General features: G+C 50.3%; 15 protein-coding genes. 7 read left to right on the top strand and 8 right to left on the bottom strand.

Annotation, left to right across the window (positions count from 1 at the left end):
- Window positions 1-1179, top strand: a complete 1179-nt coding sequence (locus OL444_RS24220) for a trans-sulfuration enzyme family protein (RefSeq protein WP_264729252.1) — start codon at window positions 1-3, stop codon at window positions 1177-1179.
- On the opposite strand, the gene OL444_RS24215 is transcribed toward OL444_RS24220, so the two are convergent.
- Window positions 1130-2341: a dicarboxylate/amino acid:cation symporter gene (locus OL444_RS24215; protein ID WP_264729253.1), complete on the bottom strand. Its 1212-nt coding sequence runs from the start codon at window positions 2339-2341 to the stop codon at window positions 1130-1132. The genes OL444_RS24220 and OL444_RS24215 overlap by 50 nt on opposite strands.
- Window positions 2342-2428: 87 nt before the next feature.
- On the opposite strand from OL444_RS24215, the gene OL444_RS24210 reads away from it, so the two are divergent.
- Both OL444_RS24210 and OL444_RS24205 read left to right on the top strand, forming a co-directional pair.
- Window positions 2429-5533 carry a TIM-barrel domain-containing protein gene (locus tag OL444_RS24210; RefSeq protein WP_264729254.1) on the top strand — a complete coding sequence of 1035 codons (3105 nt, stop codon included), beginning with the start codon at window positions 2429-2431 and terminating at the stop codon, window positions 5531-5533.
- 166 nt (window positions 5534-5699) lie between these two features.
- On the top strand, window positions 5700-6026 hold the full coding sequence (locus OL444_RS24205; RefSeq protein ID WP_264729255.1) for a NirD/YgiW/YdeI family stress tolerance protein: 327 nt from the start codon (window positions 5700-5702) through the stop codon (window positions 6024-6026).
- A gap of 2 nt (window positions 6027-6028) precedes the next feature.
- Here the strand turns inward: OL444_RS24205 and OL444_RS24200 are convergent, their stop codons facing one another.
- Window positions 6029-7018 carry a sulfite exporter TauE/SafE family protein gene (locus OL444_RS24200; RefSeq protein WP_264729256.1) on the bottom strand — a complete coding sequence of 330 codons (990 nt, stop codon included), beginning with the start codon at window positions 7016-7018 and terminating at the stop codon, window positions 6029-6031.
- A 318-nt stretch (window positions 7019-7336) separates the two neighbouring features.
- On the opposite strand from OL444_RS24200, the gene OL444_RS24195 reads away from it, so the two are divergent.
- Together OL444_RS24195 and OL444_RS24190 are read left to right on the top strand one after the other, a co-directional pair.
- The gene (locus OL444_RS24195; protein ID WP_264729257.1) at window positions 7337-8629 is read left to right on the top strand and encodes a hemolysin family protein; all 1293 of its coding nucleotides are present in this window, start codon (window positions 7337-7339) and stop codon (window positions 8627-8629) included.
- Window positions 8630-8639: 10 nt separating this feature from the next.
- Window positions 8640-9503 carry a pirin family protein gene (locus OL444_RS24190; RefSeq protein WP_264729258.1) on the top strand — a complete coding sequence of 288 codons (864 nt, stop codon included), beginning with the start codon at window positions 8640-8642 and terminating at the stop codon, window positions 9501-9503.
- A 72-nt stretch (window positions 9504-9575) separates the two neighbouring features.
- On the opposite strand, the gene OL444_RS24185 is transcribed toward OL444_RS24190, so the two are convergent.
- Window positions 9576-9833, bottom strand: a complete 258-nt coding sequence (locus OL444_RS24185; RefSeq protein ID WP_264729259.1) for a hypothetical protein — start codon at window positions 9831-9833, stop codon at window positions 9576-9578.
- Window positions 9834-10139: 306 nt separating this feature from the next.
- On the opposite strand from OL444_RS24185, the gene OL444_RS24180 reads away from it, so the two are divergent.
- Together OL444_RS24180 and OL444_RS24175 are read left to right on the top strand one after the other, a co-directional pair.
- The gene (locus OL444_RS24180) at window positions 10140-10319 is read left to right on the top strand and encodes a hypothetical protein (protein ID WP_264729260.1); all 180 of its coding nucleotides are present in this window, start codon (window positions 10140-10142) and stop codon (window positions 10317-10319) included.
- A 20-nt stretch (window positions 10320-10339) separates the two neighbouring features.
- On the top strand, window positions 10340-10972 hold the full coding sequence (locus OL444_RS24175; protein ID WP_264729261.1) for a hypothetical protein: 633 nt from the start codon (window positions 10340-10342) through the stop codon (window positions 10970-10972).
- Between the two features lie 60 nt (window positions 10973-11032).
- Here OL444_RS24175 and OL444_RS24170 read toward each other — a convergent pair whose 3' ends face one another.
- From OL444_RS24170 to OL444_RS24150, 5 genes are all read right to left on the bottom strand, one after another.
- Window positions 11033-12610 carry a beta-N-acetylhexosaminidase gene (locus OL444_RS24170; protein WP_264729262.1) on the bottom strand — a complete coding sequence of 526 codons (1578 nt, stop codon included), beginning with the start codon at window positions 12608-12610 and terminating at the stop codon, window positions 11033-11035.
- A 67-nt stretch (window positions 12611-12677) separates the two neighbouring features.
- Window positions 12678-15608, bottom strand: coding sequence for a DUF4132 domain-containing protein (locus OL444_RS24165; RefSeq protein WP_264729263.1), 2931 nt, complete (start codon window positions 15606-15608; stop codon window positions 12678-12680).
- A 19-nt stretch (window positions 15609-15627) separates the two neighbouring features.
- Window positions 15628-16761: a VWA domain-containing protein gene (locus tag OL444_RS24160; RefSeq protein ID WP_264729264.1), complete on the bottom strand. Its 1134-nt coding sequence runs from the start codon at window positions 16759-16761 to the stop codon at window positions 15628-15630.
- A 46-nt stretch (window positions 16762-16807) separates the two neighbouring features.
- Window positions 16808-19117 carry a DUF5682 family protein gene (locus OL444_RS24155; RefSeq protein ID WP_264729265.1) on the bottom strand — a complete coding sequence of 770 codons (2310 nt, stop codon included), beginning with the start codon at window positions 19115-19117 and terminating at the stop codon, window positions 16808-16810.
- Between the two features lie 111 nt (window positions 19118-19228).
- A complete protein-coding gene (locus OL444_RS24150; protein ID WP_264729266.1) occupies window positions 19229-20308 on the bottom strand; it encodes an ATP-binding protein in 1080 nt (359 codons plus the stop codon).
- Between the last annotated feature and the right edge of the window lie 10 nt (window positions 20309-20318).

The following is a 20318-nucleotide window of genomic DNA, read 5'->3' as shown; positions in this document are numbered from 1 at the left end:
ATGAGTACTATCACAGAACTGATTCATGCTATCCCCGTAGACCCGCAAACAGGCGCTATCGCTGTTCCTATCTACCAGACATCCACCTTTGTGCAGGAAGCACCCGGTGTTAATAAAGGATACGACTATGCCCGCTCCAATAATCCTACCCGGGAAGCCGCGGAAAAAATAATTGCACAACTGGAAGGAGGCGCGGCTGCATCTGCCTTTGCCAGCGGCCTGGCGGCCATCGATGCCATCATTAAGCTCCTGCAATCCGGCGATGAAATTGTAGCTGTAGATGATATTTATGGCGGCGCATTCCGCCTGTTTCATAAAGTATATGAGAAATTCGGTATCAAAGTAACCTATGTAGATACAGCAGACACACAGGCCGTATTCAACGCCATTACACCGGCGACCCGGCTCATATGGCTGGAAACGCCCACCAACCCAACGCTGAAAATATCAGACATCGCCGCCATTGCGCGCATCGCCAAAGCACACAACTGTTTGCTTTGTGTGGACAATACCTTCGCCTCCCCGGTACTGCAAAAGCCGCTGGAACTGGGTGCTGACCTGGTCATCCACAGCGCCACCAAATACCTCGGCGGTCACAGCGACCTCATTGCCGGTGTGGTGATTGCCAAAACGGAACAACTGGCCGCTGAAATAAAATTCTATCAGAATGCCTGTGGCGCGATCCTGTCTCCATTCGATAGTTTCCTCCTCATACGTGGCCTCGAAACCTTGCACCTGCGCGTAAAACAACATGGCATCAATGCACAGGCCATTGCGGAATACCTGGCAGAACATCCGGCCGTAGATAAAGTATACTATCCGGGATTACCTTCCCATCCGGGACATGAGCTGGCAAAACGCCAGAGTAAAGGGTTTGGGGGGATTATCTCTTTTACCTTAAAAGAAAATACTGCTGCTGCAGCCACTGCATTTGTAACATCTACCCAATATTTTAAACTGGCGGAAAGCCTGGGTGGGATTAAAAGCCTGTTGTGCCATCCCGCTGAAATGACCCATAAATCTATTCCGGCAGAGAAAAGAAGAGCCGCCGGTGTAAGCGATAGCCTGATCCGCCTGTCCGTAGGACTGGAAGAAAAAGCGGATCTGCTGGCCGATCTGGAACAGGCATTTAAGCGGTTGCCGGTACCTGCTTTGGTAGAAAACGCGCTGTCAGCATAGCACAAACGTTGTCGCCCGTGGCATTCAGTATCGTTGCCAGCGGATCTACCAGGGTACCAATAATCATCAGTGGGGGAAGGGCTTCTATCGGGAACCCATATACGCTCATAACAAGCATTTCCCCTGCATAACCACCATTGGGAATACCACCTTCTACAATGCTTGCCAGTACCGTAACACCCAGTGCCATGAAGATGATCTCCGGACTGTCGAAGCCCTTGCCGAACATGCCGAATACAACGGCCATCTTGATGATGGAAGAAATACTGGAGCCATCTTTATGCAGCGAGGCACCCAGAGGTACCACCACATTGCCTATATTGGCCGGTACACCCATCCGGGCAACGGCTTCCAGGTTGGCAGGAATAGTGGCAATACTACTGCCGGTACCCACAGCAGTGAGAGTAGGAAGAATGTTGTTTTTCCAGAATATTTTAATACCGGTGGTACCACCGGCCACAAAAGCGTAAAAACTAAAACCAACCACAAAATAAAATATGCCAAAACCATAGTAGAGGCCCAGCGACTGGGCATAGGTACCAAACAGCTGCGGCCCTACTGTGCCTACCTGATAGGCAAAGTAGGCGCCCAGGCCCAGCGGCGCTACTTTCATAATGAGGGTGAGCAGGTCTTTCATCACTTCATTGCCGGCATACAAAAACTGCCGGAAGGCAACACCCCGCTCACCGGAACGCATCGCTGCCAGTCCAATGAGCACCGAGAAAATAATAAACGGCAACATCTTTTTACGGGAGAGCAGCTCATAAAACTCACTCACTGTAAGAAGCTGTGTGAGCTGTTCCCCGAAGTTACCGGATGAGCCCAGGTCTGCTGCCTTGCTCAACGTTACGGGCTGATGGATCGGAAAAATCCACACGGCTACGATGGTAAGAAAGCCGGAAATCAGGATGGTGCTGAGAAATACGAGCGACATGACGCCCAATACACGCCCCAGTTTATTGGAGGCATCAATATGTGCAATAGCGGAGGAGATGGCAAAAAATACCAGTGGTATGATGGCGGTAAACAAGAGATTCAGGAAAATATCGCCTATGGGCTTAAATATGACTACCTGGTCGCCAGCTAATACACCGGCTATACTGCCTGCGATAATACCCCCCAGCAACCAGAACATGCTGCGGTATGTTTTGAGGAATTCCATATCCTGAAATTTAATGTGGTTACAATTTATAGCGGAAATCTCAATTCTGATCAGTAATTTTAACGTTCTGTTAATTAAAAGTGAACAATGAGAAGAATTCCATTACACCTCCTGGTGTTGGGAGGGCTTTTATGCGCCCTGCTGACGATCACCGCTGCTGACGTTTCCGCACAGCACCGGCTACGCTTTAACGGCGCCAGTAACTTTGTGGAACTGAATGGGAAAGATGTGCCGCCACCTTATACTGTGGAGTGCCTGGTGAGCCGCAACAAAGTAACCACCTACGCTACCTTGCTGACTGCTGGCGATTACGAATCCGGCATCCGGATAGAGCAGTATAATAATACCAATAAAATCGGGCTGACCAAAAAAGGACAGTTTGATGTATTTTTTGATTATGAACTGCCGGTAGGGAAGTTAACACATATTGCCCTCGTGGCAGATACGGCGCACACCTCCCTCTATGTAGATGGTAAGTTTGTACAGCGCATCGATAAAAGTATTCCGTTGCCACTCACCCAGATCGGACTGGATGCCGATGGTTTCGGTACCCTCAACGCTACGGTAGATGAGCTGCGGATGTGGGATAAAATGTTATCCCCGGAAACCATTGCCCGGCTGGCCTTTAAGGCGGTCAATGCACAGGATCCGGAATATGCCCACCTGTTGCACTATTATACTTTTGATGAAGGCACAGGTAATGTGGTGAAAGATCAGAAAGGTACCCTCCACGGAAAAATATTCCTGGCCACCTATGAACAGGTATTTCCGCGCGATATCGCTATCACCAACGTAGTGACACCGCTCAACGGAAAAGATAAATTTTCGGCAAAGGAACCCATCACCATCCGGGTGACCAACCTGGGTACCGAACCGGTGGCAGCACCCGTGCAGGTGCAATACACCCTGGGATATGGTGCTGCTGTCAAAACGATCACAGTGCCTTTCGACCGGGAGCCGCTACAGCCCTATGCTATCCGCGATGTGCTGCTGGAAACGGCTAACCTGGAAAGCAAAGGTATCTGGCCGCTGCAGGTAACAGCCCTGTTGCCGCAGGATGGTAATATCGCTAATAATACACTGGCTACCCACCTGCTCCTGAAAACAGTACCACTGACCGGTATTCAGCAATTAAAACAGTTGCCGGGTAAGCTGCAGTTTACCCTCGGTAATGCCTTTGTACAGCTGCATTGGGTGGCGGCAGATATCTTCCGCCTGCAGGTCAGCTCCGATGGCCGCTTTGAGGAAGCTACCGACAAGGGGATGGTGGTATGGAATGGCGATCAGCCGGTAAAATACCAGCTGAAAGATAAAAAAAGCTATTATGAAGTCAATACTGCGAAGGTGACCCTGCAGATACAGAAAGCACCGTTTCGTATAGCCATGTACGATAAAACCGGTAAACTGATTATGGAAGAAACGGCTCCTATTAGCCTGGGAGAACAGGCCACGGAATCACTGCGTCGGGGAGCAACGGATTATTTCTATGGCGGTGGTATGCAGAATGGTAACTTCTCGCACCGCGACAGCACCGTGAACATCCGCAATAATTTCGGCAACTGGGGCGCCAACACCACTTCCAATCCGGCGCCGTTCTTTGTGAGTACAGCCGGATACGGCATCTTCCGGAACACCTTCAACAAAGGCAGCTATGCTTTTAAAGATACGGTACTGTTGCAGCATGAAGGCCACGAATACGATGCTTACTACTTTTACGGTCCTGGTTTAAAAGCAGTGCTGGAACAATATACGCATGTTACCGGCCGGCCTTTTATGGTACCCCGTTGGGGCCTGGAATTTGGCGACGCGGACTGTTACAATAAAAAAGGTGTAACCGGCGATGTAATCAGCAAAATTGCACAGGTATACCGGGAGAAAAATATGCCGGGTGGCTGGATATTGCCGAATGATGGCTATGGCTGCGGTTATCAGGGGCTGGATACTGTGGTACAGCGCTTGCACCAGCTGGGTTTTTATACTGGCCTGTGGACAGAAAACGGGGTGGAAAAAATAAAAGACGAAGTAGGTCGTTTCGGTACCCGCTGTATGAAACTGGATGTAGCCTGGGTAGGCCCTGGCTATAAATGGGGCCTGGATGGTACCCGTGCTGCATTTAACGGCATTGAACAAAATGCAGATGCCCGCGGCTTTGTATGGTGTGTGGCCGGCTGGGCAGGTACACAGCGGTATGCTACCGTGTGGAGCGGCGATCAGAGCGGTAACTGGGAATACATCCGGTTCCACATTCCCACGGTGATTGGCAGTGGCCTGTCTGGCTTCAACTATGCAACCGGCGATGTGGATGGCATTTTCAAAGGCAGCGCCAAAACCTATGTGAGGGATCTGCAGTGGAAAAGTTTCACGCCGGTATATATGTCTATCAGCGGCTGGGCCAAAACAGGTAAACAACCCTGGTCCCACGGAGAACCTTATACGGATATCAACCGCAAATACATGCAGCTGAAAATGCGTTTAACGCCTTATATGTATTCCTATTGCCGGGAAGCCTATGAAACGGGTACGCCGGTATGTCGTGCCATGGTGCTGGAATACCCGGCAGATACCACTACCTGGGGCCGGGCTACACAATACCAGTTCATGAGCGGCGAATACCTGCTGGTAGCGCCGGTATACAAGGATGAAGAAAAACGCGATAGCATTTATCTGCCTGCCGGTACCTGGACAGACTACGATAACGGTACCGCCTATACGGGCGGACAGTGGCTCAATAACTTTGCGGCACCACTGGATAAGTTGCCCCTGTTTGTAAAAGCCGGCGCCATCATTCCGAAGTATCCGGCGATGTTGTACGACCGGGAAAAACCAAAAGATACCCTTACCCTGGAAATATACCCTGGCGCAGCCGGTCATTTTAAATTGTATGAAGATGATGGTGCTACGCTCGCGTATAAAAAGGATAACGCTTTTGCCTATACGTCCATCACCAGTACCGGAACAACCGATCGTATCCGGGTACAACTGGGCGCGACCACCGGTAGTTATCAGGGGCAGTTGGCGGCAAGACATATCCGCCTGGAAGTGTTTACCACCCGCAAACCAGCCAGGGTATTGCTGAATGGCAAGCCATTATCCGGCTGGCACTACGATGCCGGCTATAAAAAAGGATGTGTATTCATTGATGCCGGTAAAGCAGCTATCCGGCAGGCGCAGGAGATTGTATGTGAAATGTAGCCATCGCAAAACATGATTAACAAGACCGGATCGGTTGGGAGCATAAATTTAACCTCCCAAAAGGTCCGGTCTTGTTATCTTCGCGAAAAATATCGGATCCGGGCTATGAACAATTTACGCTGGTAACTGTTACCACAGGCAGATCCATCAATTAAAAGGAACCATCATGAAAAGCTTGCTGCTCTGTTTGTTAGGTGTTACGGCCGGAATATGGCAACGTAATTACACCGTAGGAGAGGTGATGAAAAATGCGCGGCAGTTGAGTTACGACAGTACTTCCGTAAAAATAACCGGCTATATTACCGGAAAACTGCGTGGTACTACCTATATCTTTGAAGACAGAACCGCAGAAATCAAAGTGGAAATCGCCAACAGGTACCTGCCTGCAAAACCTTTCAACGACCGGGATGAAGTGACTATCCGGGCCTGGGTGCGTTACGAAATCAATCAGCCGATTACCCTGCAGGTCAACGAGACGGTCATCAATGAATAAGCTTACAATACCTTTAGCAGGAACGAATAAATACTTTTCATACTCACGACGATAACAATCACCGCTACCGCCACCATAATGGTTTTAGCAGATATTTTGTTGGATACCCGCGCAGCAATGGGAGAAGCGATCGCACTGCCAATGACCAATCCCAGTACGGCATCCCAGTGTACATAAGACAATACGGTCACAAAAGTGAGGGAACTGAGCATCGCAATGAAAAAGCGGGTAGCCTTTACCGTGCCCAGGGAAAAACGGGGATGTCTGCGTCCTGCAATCAACGAGGATAATACAATAGAGCCCCATCCGCCACCACCGATGGCATCAATAAACCCACCTCCGAAACCCAGCAGGCCAATACGTTTTATTTTGTTGCCCGCATGTTTTTGTCGTTGTGCACGGATGGCACGCAGCAGAATGATAGTACCCAGTATCAGCGTATACAGCGATACCAGCGGTTTGGTATAGGCTGCATAATGTTCCAGTGAGGAGAGGAGGTAAGCTCCGATCACCGCACCGGCAATACCCGGAAAGATCAGGATCTTAAACAGTTTTTTATTGACATTGCCCATTTTGAAATGCATCCATCCGGCAATGGCATTGCTGAGAATTTCGGAGATATGTACGGCGGTGCTGGCAGAAGCCGGCGGAATACCCATCGACAGGGAGAAGGTGGTAGAGGTAATACCATACGACATCCCGATGGCGCCGTCGATCATGGCGAATACGAAGCCTGCACCCAGGAAATAATAAAAAGTAGGCGGAATATCTGCCACATAAGTGCGGAAGGCAGGCGCCTGCCACCAGGCAATACCCAGCACAATGGTGAGCAGTATTAAACCTGCCAGTCCATAGGTCCATCGTTGTTTTTTGGCAACGCCGTTTTCGGAAGAATGGGAGCCTGTTTGGGTCAATGCCGGCGGAATAGCCGCATTATGTTGTGTTCCGGCTGCGGTGACAGCGGGAGTGGTCGTGGTAATTACTTTCTCCATTAGACAATAAAAATGATATGCCAGCCCTATTTCATCAAAAATACATAAACTCTATGAAATAAGTGGACTAAATAGTGCAGAAAAATAAAATTTACCCGGATAGGGTGGGCATCTTACTGCTGCATTTTGCTGACTATCATTTCCCGGCGGGTAATCGTAGCCAGGCATCTTCCGGAAAAAATCAAGCTGTAGAAAAACGGCTTATCTGCCCACTGCATAAGGATTTTATAAGATATCACCCGTCGTTCCCGTAAATCAGCCAGACGTATCAAAAATGATTTGCCTATATTTGGCCTTGCGAACCAATTTACCATATACATGCTTTGGCAACTTTTCTGGACTATTGTTCTGGTTTTATTAAACGGTTTTTTTGTAGCGGCGGAATTTGCCATCGTTAAAGTGCGCTCCTCTCAGATCAACAGTAAAGGCTCCACATCCAGCAAAAGAGCAACTGCTGCGGCCAAGCGGATATTGGGCAACCTCGATGGTTACCTGGCAGCTACCCAGTTGGGTATCACCCTGGCATCCCTGGGCCTGGGCTGGGTCGGAGAATCGGTGATGACAGCCATCGTATTGAAAGTAATGGGTAACCTGGGTATCAGCATATCGGTAGCCGCCACGCATTGGATTGCAGTCGCTATCGCCTTCACGATTATTACCATCCTGCATATTGTTTTCGGAGAACTGGCGCCTAAATCATTTGCCATCCGTAAACCATTGCCCACAACATTGGCTGTGGCAATCCCCATGCGGGTACTCTTTGTTATCTTCCGTCCTTTTATCTGGATGCTCAATGGCTTTGCCAACAGTATCCTGCGGCTCATTGGTATTACACCTGCCGGTGAATCGGAAATACACTCAGAAGAAGAATTGAAACTCATCATCTCTGAAAGCCAGGAAGGTGGCGCTATTGAAGAAACGGAACGGGAGCTGATACAAAACGTATTCGAATTTGACGACAGCCGGGTAAAGGAAATCCTGACCCACCGGAAAGATATTTCTGCCCTGGATATTAACCTGCCACTGGAGCAACTGATTGATCAGGTGCTGGCAGATGGTTATTCCAGATATCCTGTTTACCATGGTTCCCTGGATGAACTGAAAGGGGTTATCTATACGAAAGACCTCATGCGGGGCGTACACGACAAGTCGCTGCAGCATATCAGCGATATCCTGAAGCCGGTATTTTATGTGCCGGACAGTATGAAAATAAAGGACCTGCTCCGTACTTTTCAGCTGCAACGCCTGCAGATGGCCGTCGTAACCAACGAATTCGGCGATACGGAAGGTATTGTGACGATGGAAGATATCCTGGAAGAACTGGTAGGGGATATACAGGATGAACATGATCATGAAACGCCGATCGTAGAACAGAAAGATGATAATACCTATCTCGTAAGTGCCCACGAATACCTCGCGGATATCAATGAACTGTTACCTTATCCGCTGCCGGAAAGTGAACATTATGAAACCCTTTCCGGTTTAATTAACTACATCCACGGCAATATTCCCCGGGAAGGTGAAGTGCTGGTGATCGAAGACTATGAAGTCCTCATCCTGAAGATGTTCCGGAGCTCCGTGGAGAAAGCGCGCCTGAAGTTGATCCGATAAAATATTTTTTATGGAAAAGAAAATTCTGCACGTACTGGAAGGCCGGGAAAAACACATCACGGATACAGAAGTAGTACGGCAATCATTGCCTACGATGCAGTTCCGTTTTGCCAGCCCTTTTATCGTATTGCATCATATGCCGCCTAAGTTCTATGCGGCTGGTTCGCCGGAAGAGCGGCTGCACCCGCATCCGCACCGCGGTTTTGCACCGGTTACCTTCATGTTGCAGGGGCAAGGTTTTCACCGCGATAATGCCGGTAATGCCATGACGGTGACGGCAGGAGATGTACAGTGGATGTTTGCCGGTAAAGGTATCCTGCATAGTGAAGGACCTTCTCCGGAATTCCTCGCGAAAGGAGGCAACTATGAATTATTACAGCTGTGGTTCAATGTGCCGGCTGCCAATAAATGGGAAGATCCTTATTATCAATATGTAACCGGTAATGAAATGCCACCGGTAGCAGTAGCGCCAGGCGTACAGCTGACGCTGGTCAGCGGGGATTATGAAAATAAAACCGGCCCGCTGAAAAATTTCACACCCATTACCGCCATCTGGGGAAATGTGGAAGCCGGTAAAGAAGTAACCCTCACGGCTACACGTGGTTATTGGACATTGCTATATATAGTGGATGGTCAGGTAACCGTGAACGGTACAACAGTAACAGGTTATCACCTGGTTGTTTTTGATAAGGAAGATGAACAAGCTGATATCCATATCAAGGCAGACGAAAATACCCGCCTGTTGTATCTTTGCGCCGAACCAATCAATGAGCCGGTAGCTGCAAAAGATAATTTTGTCATGAATACGGCTGCAGAAACGGATCAGGCGATCGAAGATTATAAGAACGGGCTGTTTGGCCAGCTGGAAAAATAATATTCTTTATAACAAATAACGGGAGAAAAGATGTTGGCATCTGATCTCCCGTTATTGATGGTACCTACCTCCTCAATACCGCTCCCTACCCGTACTGTCTCTCTTTTCTTTCACCGGCTTTTCTACCGGTTGTTTTTTCCACGCTTTCTTTTTGTACGGATGTGTGCTGAAACTGGTATCCAGTCGTCGGCCCGGAACGGTATCCGGTTGAATAACAGTGGCGTACATGGCTTCCGGTGCGGCCTGCAGCGGATGCTGCGTAGGCGGCAGTAAAAGAAAACATACCAGAAAAACTGTTATTACTCCGGCTGTCACGCTTAGGTTTTTCATATATGGATATTTATATTTTTTTATAGTATAGTTGTACATAGTCATCACTATCGTAACATATTTCATGCACATTTTACAACGGAATAGGCTGGTGTGCCGGTAACTGGTTGACACCAATCCGGTTAAGCGTTTATACAGACACAGCATATTTAGCTGGGGAGCTTTGCCGGCTGTGGATTTTGTCCGTCATTCAGGGGAAACAGATAAACAGGGTTGTGCGGATAAACCACTAATAGCCGGAGTGGCATTAAGGCACTGCTTTTGTGGCATGATCTGTATAACCGATTTTTCACCAAAATGTATCTTATGAAACACAGTAAAAATGAGGGCGGTCGCCATAACAGGCAACAACCTAATTCCAATGCGATCCGTCCGGATATAAGAGACAACCTGGATAGCCGGAAAAATGAAGAACAGGATGATAAGGGAAGCCATACCACGCATCATCGTAAAGACACCAAAGCAGACAAACACAAAAGGAAATAAAAGATGTAAAACCGGTCAGCATGAAATGTACAAACCATATCTTTTTTATATGTGGATTAGCAGTAGTCATAGGTGCTGCCTGCAATAACCCGTTGAAATCAGATACACCGCAGCAGGAAGACAGCACCATTACGGCTGCGCCGGTACGTGATAAACCGGAAATTGCCTTCCGGCAGGATACGGTAACAGGTAACTATCGTATTACCGCACTGACAAAAAATGACGGTAATATACATAACCTGATCATCGCCGTAGGCAATAGAAAGGATACCACCCGGGCAGACAGCATTGTGGAAAGAGATGTGAAAGGAGATATGAAAAATATGATGGTGGCAGATCTGGATGCAAATGGCGCTCCTGAACTCTATTGTTATATGGTATCAGCCGGCACCGGACGATACGGTAAAATATATGCCTTTGAACTCAACGGAAAACAGGCAACCCGTATCAGTAGCATTGCCTTGGATACCTTACAGGATAAGGAGTATAAAGGCGCCGATACATTTTATATTAAAGGCCGGTCATTGGTAAGGTCTTTCCCGGTCGTCGGGGAAGGAAGTCCGGAAGCACTTGCCACACATGATAGACGGGAAGTGGTATATACCCTGTTCTCGCCAAAAGGTCACGAAAAAATACTGCAAAGAAAACCCTGAGTAATGTATATACACCAGATGATCCGGGCGGATCACGCTGGTGTATATACGTTATTGATATTATTGTGCTGTTTTCCAGCGTTGGAGGAAATAAGTCAGCGCGGACTTGAAATTTTCAAAATCCTTATTGGCAGGTTCCGCCCAGTCGCTGTTGGCATAGGCTGCCAGCCGCGGATATACCTGGTGCTGCATCGCTTTTTCATCTGGTATCCACTCGCCCCACATCTGGCAGCCGCTACCCAGTATTTTTGCCTGATACTTCGGATCCAGCCCGGTTGGTACCGGATCAAACCGGAAGGCTTTTTCCAATGAAATTTCCTCGTAGCTATAATCGAGATAAGTCATGGCATGATAGGAGTTGATCACCTCATAGCCTTTGGCAACGGCTTCTGTAATCAGCTGTAGTTCGCCTTTCCAGAATTGCACAATCGTACCGGCAGCCAGCTTTTCTTTGGCAGATACATCTGCCGTATCGGTATACTCATGCAGTTTATGGCCCATAATCTCATTCCAGCCTGCCATCCGGCGTTGTTTGCCTGCGAGGTAATTGGAAATACGATTGGTAAAGGCTATTTGCAGATCCGCTGGTGTCCGGAGCTGATGCGCCTGCATATAGGCATTTACACCGGCATCGGCCTTCCATTGATCATATTTTACTTCATCACCGCCAATATGAATGACTTTGGAAGGGAATAAGGCCATGACTTCCTGCAGAACGTCTTGCAGGAAGCCGATTACTTTCGGATCTGCTACATTAAACACATCGTATTGTACGCCGAATTTTACCGGTACAGTAATCGGCTGATGCCGGGTGCCCAGCCAGGGATAAGCAGCGATGGCTGCACTGGCATGTCCGGGCATTTCTATTTCAGGTACAATGGTAATGTGCCGGTCGGCAGCATACCGGATAATATCCCGGATTTCTTCCTGGGTGTAATAGCCTGCATGTGGCTTGCCATCATAGGTAGGGCTGTTCCAGCCGCCGGTTTGGGTGGAATCGCGTTTACTACCTACCTGCGTGAGCAGCGGATATTTTTTGATTTCAATACGCCATCCCTGGTCATCGGTGAGATGCCAGTGAAACACATTCATTTTCAGTAAGGCCATTTCATCCAGCAAACGTTTTACGGCAGCAGGGCCTTTAAAGTAACGGCCTTCATCCAGCATAAAAGCCCGCCAGCTGAAACGTGGCTTGTCGGTTATCTCCACGGCATCAATGGCATAGGCTTGTTCCTGCGGCATAATCAGCTGCCGGAGTGATTGGATACCATAGAAAATACCTGTGTTGCTGGCGGCGGTTATCCGGATATGATCCGGCTGTACCTGCAGCAGGTAGCCTTCTGTACCAATTGTTTTTAACAATCCCGCATCTGTGGTCAGCCGGATATAATTATGGCGGGCTGCTGTTTTAACAGATAAGGATAACTGATGGTCTGCGCGAAGAGTTTGTTGGAGCAGGGTAGCTGCGGTAGTATTGTTGCCGGCTATAATCACCGTAGCGCCGGATAAATTAAAACGACCGGGTAATGTTTTTACAGCCGATGGCTGGGGAATGAGGTGTATCGCTTGTAACCGGAGAGTGGTAACTGTCAGGAGGAGTAATAGTCCTCCTGACAGCAGGGAATGTAGCTTCTGCATAAATGAGTTTTACCTGTTCACTGTATAAAGCGAAAAAATACAAATAAAATCCCATGATTGCCAGTAACTACGATAAGCTCATTTTTTCCCTGGACACCGTAATATCTGTGATGGCTTCCGAATAAAATACCGGTGGCACACTATGTAATGGTAACAGGCCGGTGGCTACTTCTTTATCTGTAGTACGGAACCAGCGTTGCTGCGTTTTGGTCCGGTCTACAAAATACAGTTTGCCCATCCGCCATGAGGCCGCATCTTCCTGGTATACGCCGCTCATTTCCATGATCACTTCCAGCTGGTTTTCATCATCTGTTTTGTGGAATACATACATGTATTTACCATCATTGCCTTCCGAGAGTTTCCAGCCTTTCTGGTCCATGAGCTGATGTAACACTTCACTTTCCAGGGAGATGTCTTCAAAATCATGTATCACAGTGCTATCGGCTTGTATGGGCGACAGGGCTGCAACGGGGCGGTCCAGCTGCGGAAATACCGGCAACATGCCCAGCGCTGCAAATTGCTGTTTCCATTGCTGTAAGGTCGTAGCATCCAGGTACAAGGGGTGCAGGATACGTACCGTGGCCCTGGCGGGGATGACAACCGTTTCTCCCGCAAGGTTTTCCATGGCAGTGTCTTCGCGGTAACGGAAACATTGGATCAGCTGTTCCTGTTCGTCATATACGCCCCATAACAAGCGGGTGGCAAAGGCACACATGAGTGGGTGCTGCCCGAATAAAGCCGTCCATTGAGCAGCCGTCCATTTTCTTTGGATGACCAGGTAATGTTCCAGCCGTTGCGATTGGAGTTTAGCCGTTTCCGTGATGGCTTTGGCAATCCGTTTAAAGGTTTCTTTAACAGGAGATGGCGTCGCAGCCGGCATAGCTTTAAGCTGCCGTTTATTTTTGTTGAAATAGGTCAGCTTAAACTGGCTGTCGATACCAGCATGATAAATTTCATCCCTGACTGCAAACGGGCGGAATAAGCCCCGGAAACCAAAATCCGGTACGAGGCGGTCGCCCAGTTCATGCAGGCTGATACCAGCTTCGGTAGCTGTCTGTTGTAAGGCCGCCGCCGCGGCAGCGCCAACCTGAGGCCGCCGCATCTGGTACTTGCGCGACAGGAACTCCACAGCACGCAAGGCATTGAGGCTGCCTTGCAGGGCCAGTGCTGCCACGCCGTGTTCGGCCTGTTTCAGACGTTTTTCTTCTATCCATTGGTAGATAGACCTATGCAGGCTTTCCACCAGGGCATCATCTCCTGTCAGGGCTGCCAGTACCATCAGGTATCGCAGTCGGGCTTCCCCACCTTTATCGGTATATAATTTAAAGAGATGGGCCGCAAAACCGCCGCTACGGGACTGATCTACCAAACGTAATAACGGCCGGGCTTCTATATCTACCTGGATCTCTTTGATCCGCGACAGGCGGTACAGCAGGAAACGCACCATATCCGAAGTAGCCGTGGTGCCATCCAGGAGGTAGAGCGGCGGAAGCGTGCTTTCGTCCAGCCAGGGTTCCGGGAACCGGGAGAGTTTACCTCTTTTTCTGGCAAAGGCCACCAGCTCGGTAACAGCCGCCATATCGTCCATACCGGTAAGGGTATCCCCCAGTACTTCCAGCATCATATCGCGGGCGTCGTCGTTGATTTCTTTATGTAAGGCTTGTTGCAGCAGCTCGCGTGCGGCTGCCGTATTGAGTTTGCAAAGGATTTGTACGGCCGTTAACCGTTGTTCCGCTTTTTTATGGAGCAACAGTTCGCCTGCTTTTTCCAGCGCCTGCGGATGATCGGCCAGTACAACGGCAACGAGCGAACGAACTGATTTCAGTTTATGCAGGGTGAAAGGCCACAGCCGGTCTTCGTATAGTTGTTTGTCCAGCTGAGTCAATACCGGTAATACATTACGGGCATCGTAATCATTTTCCAATGCCTGTAGCAACAAGGGTACTGCCCGGGCCTGCAGGAGGTCTTTCATCACCTGGAAGGCCTGCGGATGCAGGTAATGTTTATCTGATATATACTGATCCAGGTAAGACAAGGCGCCGGCGGTATCCAGCAGCAGCAGTTGCTGAATCGCACTCACCCCCGGCGGTAACCAGCCGCCTTCATTTTCCGGGCTATCGGCTGCCGGTTGGTTATCCAGGGCAACCATGCCGTTATGCTGTGTTTCCAGGAAAGCATAGGCTGTTTGTATCAGCGGTGTATTATATTTTTCCGGGAGATGACGGGCCAGGAGTTGGTAACTGTTTAGCAGGGCCGCATAATCGGGTACCGTGGTATAAAAATTATTGGCCCTTTCTACTACCGTTTCATATTTAGGGAAGTTGTTTTGCAACAACACCTTTATCAGTTCATAGTTGGTATAAGGTTGCCGGTGCTGTTGCAGGATACTGTCCAGGTATTCCATTTCCCGGTCGGGATGGCCTTTGGAGAGTAGCCGGTAGAACAGCGAATTCCAGCCTTTTTGTTTCCAGGTACGCAGGTAATCATCTATCGTGGCCCATTCTGCGCCTTTGATCAGGTCTTGCAGGAACTTACGCAGCGGCGTGAATTTTAAGGGCGCCAGGTCAAAGTTGTTGCCATCGCCGGAATAGCTGATCAGGAGCGAGCCTATTGCTGCCGGTGTACAGCCACGTTGCTGCAGGAAGCTGGTGAAATAGCTGAAACGCAGTACCACGGATGAAGAGGTGCCAGGAGCATCCATTAAGGGGACGATGGTTTGCAGAAAGCGTTCCTGGCAGGCAGCCCAGGTAAGTGGGGGCGCCAGCAGCTGCAGGATCAGCCGGTCGTTATCGTCCCAGTGATCGGGTAGCTGTAGTAAGGGAAGGAAGTAGTTCATCTGCGCAGCTTCGTGGAGCTGTGCAAATTCGGGTACGGTAAATGTTGTTCCGGTCAGGAAGTCGATTCCCGCGTGCAGGTGTGGGTAGAGGGTATCTTCATAGTCAGTAAACTGTTTTAGTTGTTCAACAAGAGGTAGTATCGCTTCCTTTGTATACGGCATAAGGTATAAATAGATTCATTTATTTTTTCAGCACTATATCTTCTTTAGCAGCCCATTGCGCAACATCCTGTTTGCTGAGTGCCATGGCCATCAGGTCCGGGAATTTATCCGGGGTACAGGCAAATACCGGTATGCCAAGTTCCGCGAGGAACTGTGCATTTTCATGGTCGTAGGCCGGCGCCCCTTCATCGTTGAGGGCCAGCAGTACCACTACCTGTACGCCTGCCATTGCCAGGCTGGCAAACCGTTTACGCATGTTTTTGTCGTCTCCGCCTTCAAACAGGTCTGTTACCATTACCAGTACGGTATCTGCCGGCCGGGTAATGATCTGTTCACAGTATTGCAATGCGGCATGGATATCGGTACCGCCGCCCAGCTGTACGCCAAACAGGAGGTCTACCGGGTCGGTCAGTTCTTCCGTAAGATCCGCCACGGCAGTATCAAATACCACCATTCTGGTGCGCACTGCCGGAATAGTCGCCATTACGGCGCCAAAGATACCGGAATATACAACAGAGGTCCCCATAGAGCCGCTCTGATCCAGACATAATACCACATCCTTGAGGGCAGACCGTTTGCGGCCATATCCGATCAGCGTTTCCGGGATGATCGTCTGATAGGCCGGCTGGTAGTGCCGCAGGTTTTGCCGGATGGTGAGGTGCCAGTTGATTTCGTTGTGGCGTGGCCGGCGGTTGCGGATGCTCCGGTTTAAACTGCCGCTGATGGCCTGTTGCATAGGCTGCGCCAGTTTTTTCATCAGTTCATCCACCACCTGCTGTACCACCTGCCGGGCAGTATCCCTGGTTTTTTCGGGAATAACGCGGCTTAATGTCATCAGGGTGGCCACCAGGTGTACATCCGGTGTCACGTTTTGCAGCATCTCTTTTTCAAAAAGCATCTCCGTCAGCTGCAGGCGTTGCAGGGCATCTTTCTGCATAACCTGTACTACGGAAGCCGGAAAATAGCTGCGGATGTCTCCCAGCCAGCGGCTTACATTGGGAGATGAGGCTCCCAGCCCGCCTTGCCGGGTACTGTCGTACAGTGCTTCCAGTGTTTTATCTATCTGCAGATCGGTTTTGTCCAGGGTATAGGCGGTACCATCATTTTCTCCGCTTCCCAGGATCAGCCGCCATCTGCGCATCTGTTCCTCCATGTGATAAATTTTTCAGAACCTGATTTATAAACTGTTTCTTTTCCGCTCAATATCCCAGTAACTGCATCACCACAGGAATACCCTGTGCCCCCCGTATTGCATCCGGTCCGGAGGTGGAAACGAGCGCGGATGGGCTGTTACCGGTGCCTCCTGTCTTCACTTTATCACCCAGTTTTTTCCGTTCCGGGGCGGTAAAGTTAGAAAAGGTGCGGCGTAATAACGGCAATACCTGTATGAAAATATCATTTTCAAGCCGGAATACCCACTGATATACCATTCCCCAGAGTTCTTCATCCAGGAGCAGCAGGGTGCCGCTGCCTTTCAGGAAACCTTCCAGCCAGGCGGCCGCTTCTGCAGGCGGACTGGCCACGGACATGGCTACACTAAAGGTTTTCACCAGCTCTTCGCCGGTACATACCTTATAGTCGAACAGCAGCCGGGTGGCATAGCCGGCGATCACCGGCGCCGATTGCCGGTTGCGGGCAATGGCTTGCAAGGTATCCTGCCAGGTGTGCGTTTGTGCGGATTGCTGCAACAGGCTGATGGCATCATTCATGGCGTAGAAGAGGTCCAGCAGCGATTGCGCGGCTTCTTCTGCCACTGCTGTGCAGGCAGCCGGTAAGCTGATACAGATGCGGCTGATCATACTTTCTGCAATGCCGGTTACCAGGGCCGCGTCGGTCTTCCGCACGTTGCCATAACGGCTGATATTGACAAGGGCAGGAATGACTTCCATCAGCTGCAACACATCTCCGGCCGCCGCCGCCAGGTTGTTGATCCGGTGTATCAATACATCCGCTACGACTGGCAGATCTGCCGGCAGTGCGGAAGACAGCATACTACAAACTTCCCGGAGGGTATCGGTGGCCGCAGCCCGGCTGATCACAAATTTCGCCGCTGCTTCCTCCACGGTATTCCCCTGGTTCCCTTTTTCAATAATATCTACGGTCAGTGCCGGGTCCCATTGCAAACGCCATTGTTCCTTGAAGGTACCTTTGCCGGATATTTCAAAACGTTTACCCCATTGAATTTCCAGCAGCTGCAGGCGGTGCAGGAAAATACTTCTCTCCAGATCAGTGTCTTTCCGCAGATCCAGGATATAGTCTTTGAAGCCGGCTGTTTGCGGCAGCCGTAGTTTTTTCTGTAGCTTTTCGATGTCTGCCTGGAGGGGTGGTTTGGGTACCGATAGCGGTACGCTGCCGATACAGTTGCTGACAATCAGTTCCTCCCGGATCAGTTTCATCAGCAAGGCTTCCCCGTTGCAGAGTACACTGAGGGTAGCCTCGTTCAGCTCTTCCAGTCCCGGCCGGGAATAGTGGCGCAGGGAGGCCAGTGCATTGGCCAGCCGTACGGCTTCCATGACATGGGCCACGGAAATATCCTGTTGCTGCTCCCGGAAAAGTCTGGCTACGCGGGCCATCCAGCGGGTGCCGTCGTCTGCCGGGTGATGCCAGTGGTGTTCGTACCAGCCGGGAGAGGGGATGCCGGCGCCATAACCGCTTTCATAACTTAAACGGTTATACGTCCAGGGTATCCAGGTACATTCCACTTTCACTTTAGGCAGACCTTTGAGCAGGTCATTATCTTCTTTGGCTTTAGGCATGTGGGAAAGGGCAGGGGCATGCCAGGCGCCGCATATCACGGCTATACGCTGGAACATTTCTTTTTCCGCCTGCCGGATGACTTTCCGCATCCAGGCTTCCCGTAAGGCTTCGCGGGGATCATTGTTGCCGGGCAGTTCTTCCCGGAGGGCCTGCATGGCATCATGTACCGCTTCAAATACCTGATCGGGTTGCTGGCGGTATTCAAACATGTGTTCCCACCATCTTTCACCGTCGTCGTAGCCGGCGGCGGCGGCGAGGTGTGAAATCGGATCGCGGCGCAGCGGGAGCGTGAATGCTTCCTCGTCGGCGACAGCTACTTCCGGTACTTCCTGGCCGGCGGAGCACATAGGCGTTGCCGTTAGGGAGGTATCGTCAGCGGCATCCGGTGTTGCCTGGCTGGCGGCTGCCTCCGCGGCTGCTTTCTCTGCCTGTTCCCGGGCAAAAACATGCGCGAGGGGGAGGTCCATGAAACGGACGTGAATATTTTGCCGGCGGGCATATTGTATCGCCTGCCACTCCGGTGAAAAGGCGGCGAACGGATAGAAGCAGGCCTGTTGCGGGCTATCTGGCTGATAAGCCAGTATGGCTACCGGTGGCTGCAGGTCTTCATGATCCGCCCATTGCAGGATGGCATCGGCTTCCGGTGGGCCTTCTACCAGTACGATGTCTGGCTGGAGTGCTTCCAGAAATGCTTTCACATTCCTGGCAGATCCGGGTCCGTGGTGCCGGATGCCTAATATATGTACAGACATTGTTGATCACTTATTTCCAGGAAAACGGGTGCTTGTTTTCCCTTATGATACAAAAACAGGGGTACCTGTATGACGGTCAGCAGCGGAATTTTCCGCCGGATAAAAAATACATCATCCCAGGTCTCTGCAGGCGCGGTATACATCTTTCCATTCTTCCCTGGTTTTTACCACGGTTTCCAGGTATTCCTGCCACACCAGTTTGTCCTGTACCGGATCTTTCACCACAGCGCCAATGATACCGGCGGCCAGGTCGGCGGCGGTCAGGGAACCGTCTCCGAAATAGGCGGCCAGCGTAAGCCCGCTGTTCACCACGGAAATGGCTTCTGCGGTACTGAGGGTGCTGCCGGGAGATTTTAGTTTGGTTTTGCCATCCAGGGTAACGCCGCTGCGGAGTTCCCGGAAGATGGTAACGATGCGGCGGATTTCTTCGAGTGCCGGTTTTTCTGCGGGCAGTTCCATCACTTTTTCAAAGCTTTCCACCCGTCTGCGTACAATGTCTATTTCTTCTTCCATAGAGTCGGGCACCGGAAGAATGACCGTATTAAAACGGCGTTTTAAGGCGCTGGATAATTCGTTGACACCTTTATCGCGGTTGTTGGCAGTGGCAATGATATTGAACCCTTTAGCGGCTTGTATTTCCGTATTCAGTTCTGGTACAGGCAATGTTTTTTCTGAAAGGATGGTGATGAGGGTATCCTGTACATCAGCGCCGATACGGGTCAGCTCTTCTATGCGGGCTATCTTGCCATCCTGCATCGCCCGCATCACGGGTGTTTCCACCAATGCCTGCCGGGAAGGTCCTTCTGCCAATAGTTTTGCATAGTTCCAGCCATAGCGGATGCTTTCTTCGCTGGTACCGGCAGTACCCTGTATGATTAAGGTGGAGTCGCCGCTGATGGCAGCTGCCAGGTGTTCGCTCACCCAGCTTTTGGCGGTACCGGGTAATCCGTAAAGCAGCAGGGCCCTGTCAGTAGCGAGGGTAGCTACGGCTATTTCCATCAGCCGTTTACTACCAATATATTTAGGGGTTATTTCAAAACCATTCTTCAGTTTACCACCTATCAGGTAGGTCACTACCGCCTGGGGAGAGAGTACCCAATGGTGCGGGCGTTTCTCCGTATCCTGTTTTTTCAGTTCTTCCAGTTCCCCGGCAAAGAGCGTTTCAGCGTGTTGGCGTAAGATGTCAGACATGAGTTATTTG

It is taken from the genome of Chitinophaga nivalis, from assembly GCF_025989125.1.
GTDB lineage: Bacteria > Bacteroidota > Bacteroidia > Chitinophagales > Chitinophagaceae > Chitinophaga > Chitinophaga nivalis.
Note: the sequence above shows the minus strand (reverse complement) of the source record. Positions and strands in the feature narration are given on the sequence as shown.

Coding starts and splice junctions, on each gene's coding strand:
- OL444_RS24220 (WP_264729252.1), top strand. CDS start 1: ATGAGTACTATCACAGAACTGATTCATGCTATCCCCGTAGACCCGCAA.
- OL444_RS24215 (WP_264729253.1), bottom strand. CDS start 2,341: ATGGAATTCCTCAAAACATACCGCAGCATGTTCTGGTTGCTGGGGGGT.
- OL444_RS24210 (WP_264729254.1), top strand. CDS start 2,429: ATGAGAAGAATTCCATTACACCTCCTGGTGTTGGGAGGGCTTTTATGC.
- OL444_RS24205 (WP_264729255.1), top strand. CDS start 5,700: ATGAAAAGCTTGCTGCTCTGTTTGTTAGGTGTTACGGCCGGAATATGG.
- OL444_RS24200 (WP_264729256.1), bottom strand. CDS start 7,018: ATGGAGAAAGTAATTACCACGACCACTCCCGCTGTCACCGCAGCCGGA.
- OL444_RS24195 (WP_264729257.1), top strand. CDS start 7,337: ATGCTTTGGCAACTTTTCTGGACTATTGTTCTGGTTTTATTAAACGGT.
- OL444_RS24190 (WP_264729258.1), top strand. CDS start 8,640: ATGGAAAAGAAAATTCTGCACGTACTGGAAGGCCGGGAAAAACACATC.
- OL444_RS24185 (WP_264729259.1), bottom strand. CDS start 9,833: ATGAAAAACCTAAGCGTGACAGCCGGAGTAATAACAGTTTTTCTGGTA.
- OL444_RS24180 (WP_264729260.1), top strand. CDS start 10,140: ATGAAACACAGTAAAAATGAGGGCGGTCGCCATAACAGGCAACAACCT.
- OL444_RS24175 (WP_264729261.1), top strand. CDS start 10,340: ATGAAATGTACAAACCATATCTTTTTTATATGTGGATTAGCAGTAGTC.
- OL444_RS24170 (WP_264729262.1), bottom strand. CDS start 12,610: ATGCAGAAGCTACATTCCCTGCTGTCAGGAGGACTATTACTCCTCCTG.
- OL444_RS24165 (WP_264729263.1), bottom strand. CDS start 15,608: ATGCCGTATACAAAGGAAGCGATACTACCTCTTGTTGAACAACTAAAA.
- OL444_RS24160 (WP_264729264.1), bottom strand. CDS start 16,761: ATGGAGGAACAGATGCGCAGATGGCGGCTGATCCTGGGAAGCGGAGAA.
- OL444_RS24155 (WP_264729265.1), bottom strand. CDS start 19,117: ATGTCTGTACATATATTAGGCATCCGGCACCACGGACCCGGATCTGCC.
- OL444_RS24150 (WP_264729266.1), bottom strand. CDS start 20,308: ATGTCTGACATCTTACGCCAACACGCTGAAACGCTCTTTGCCGGGGAA.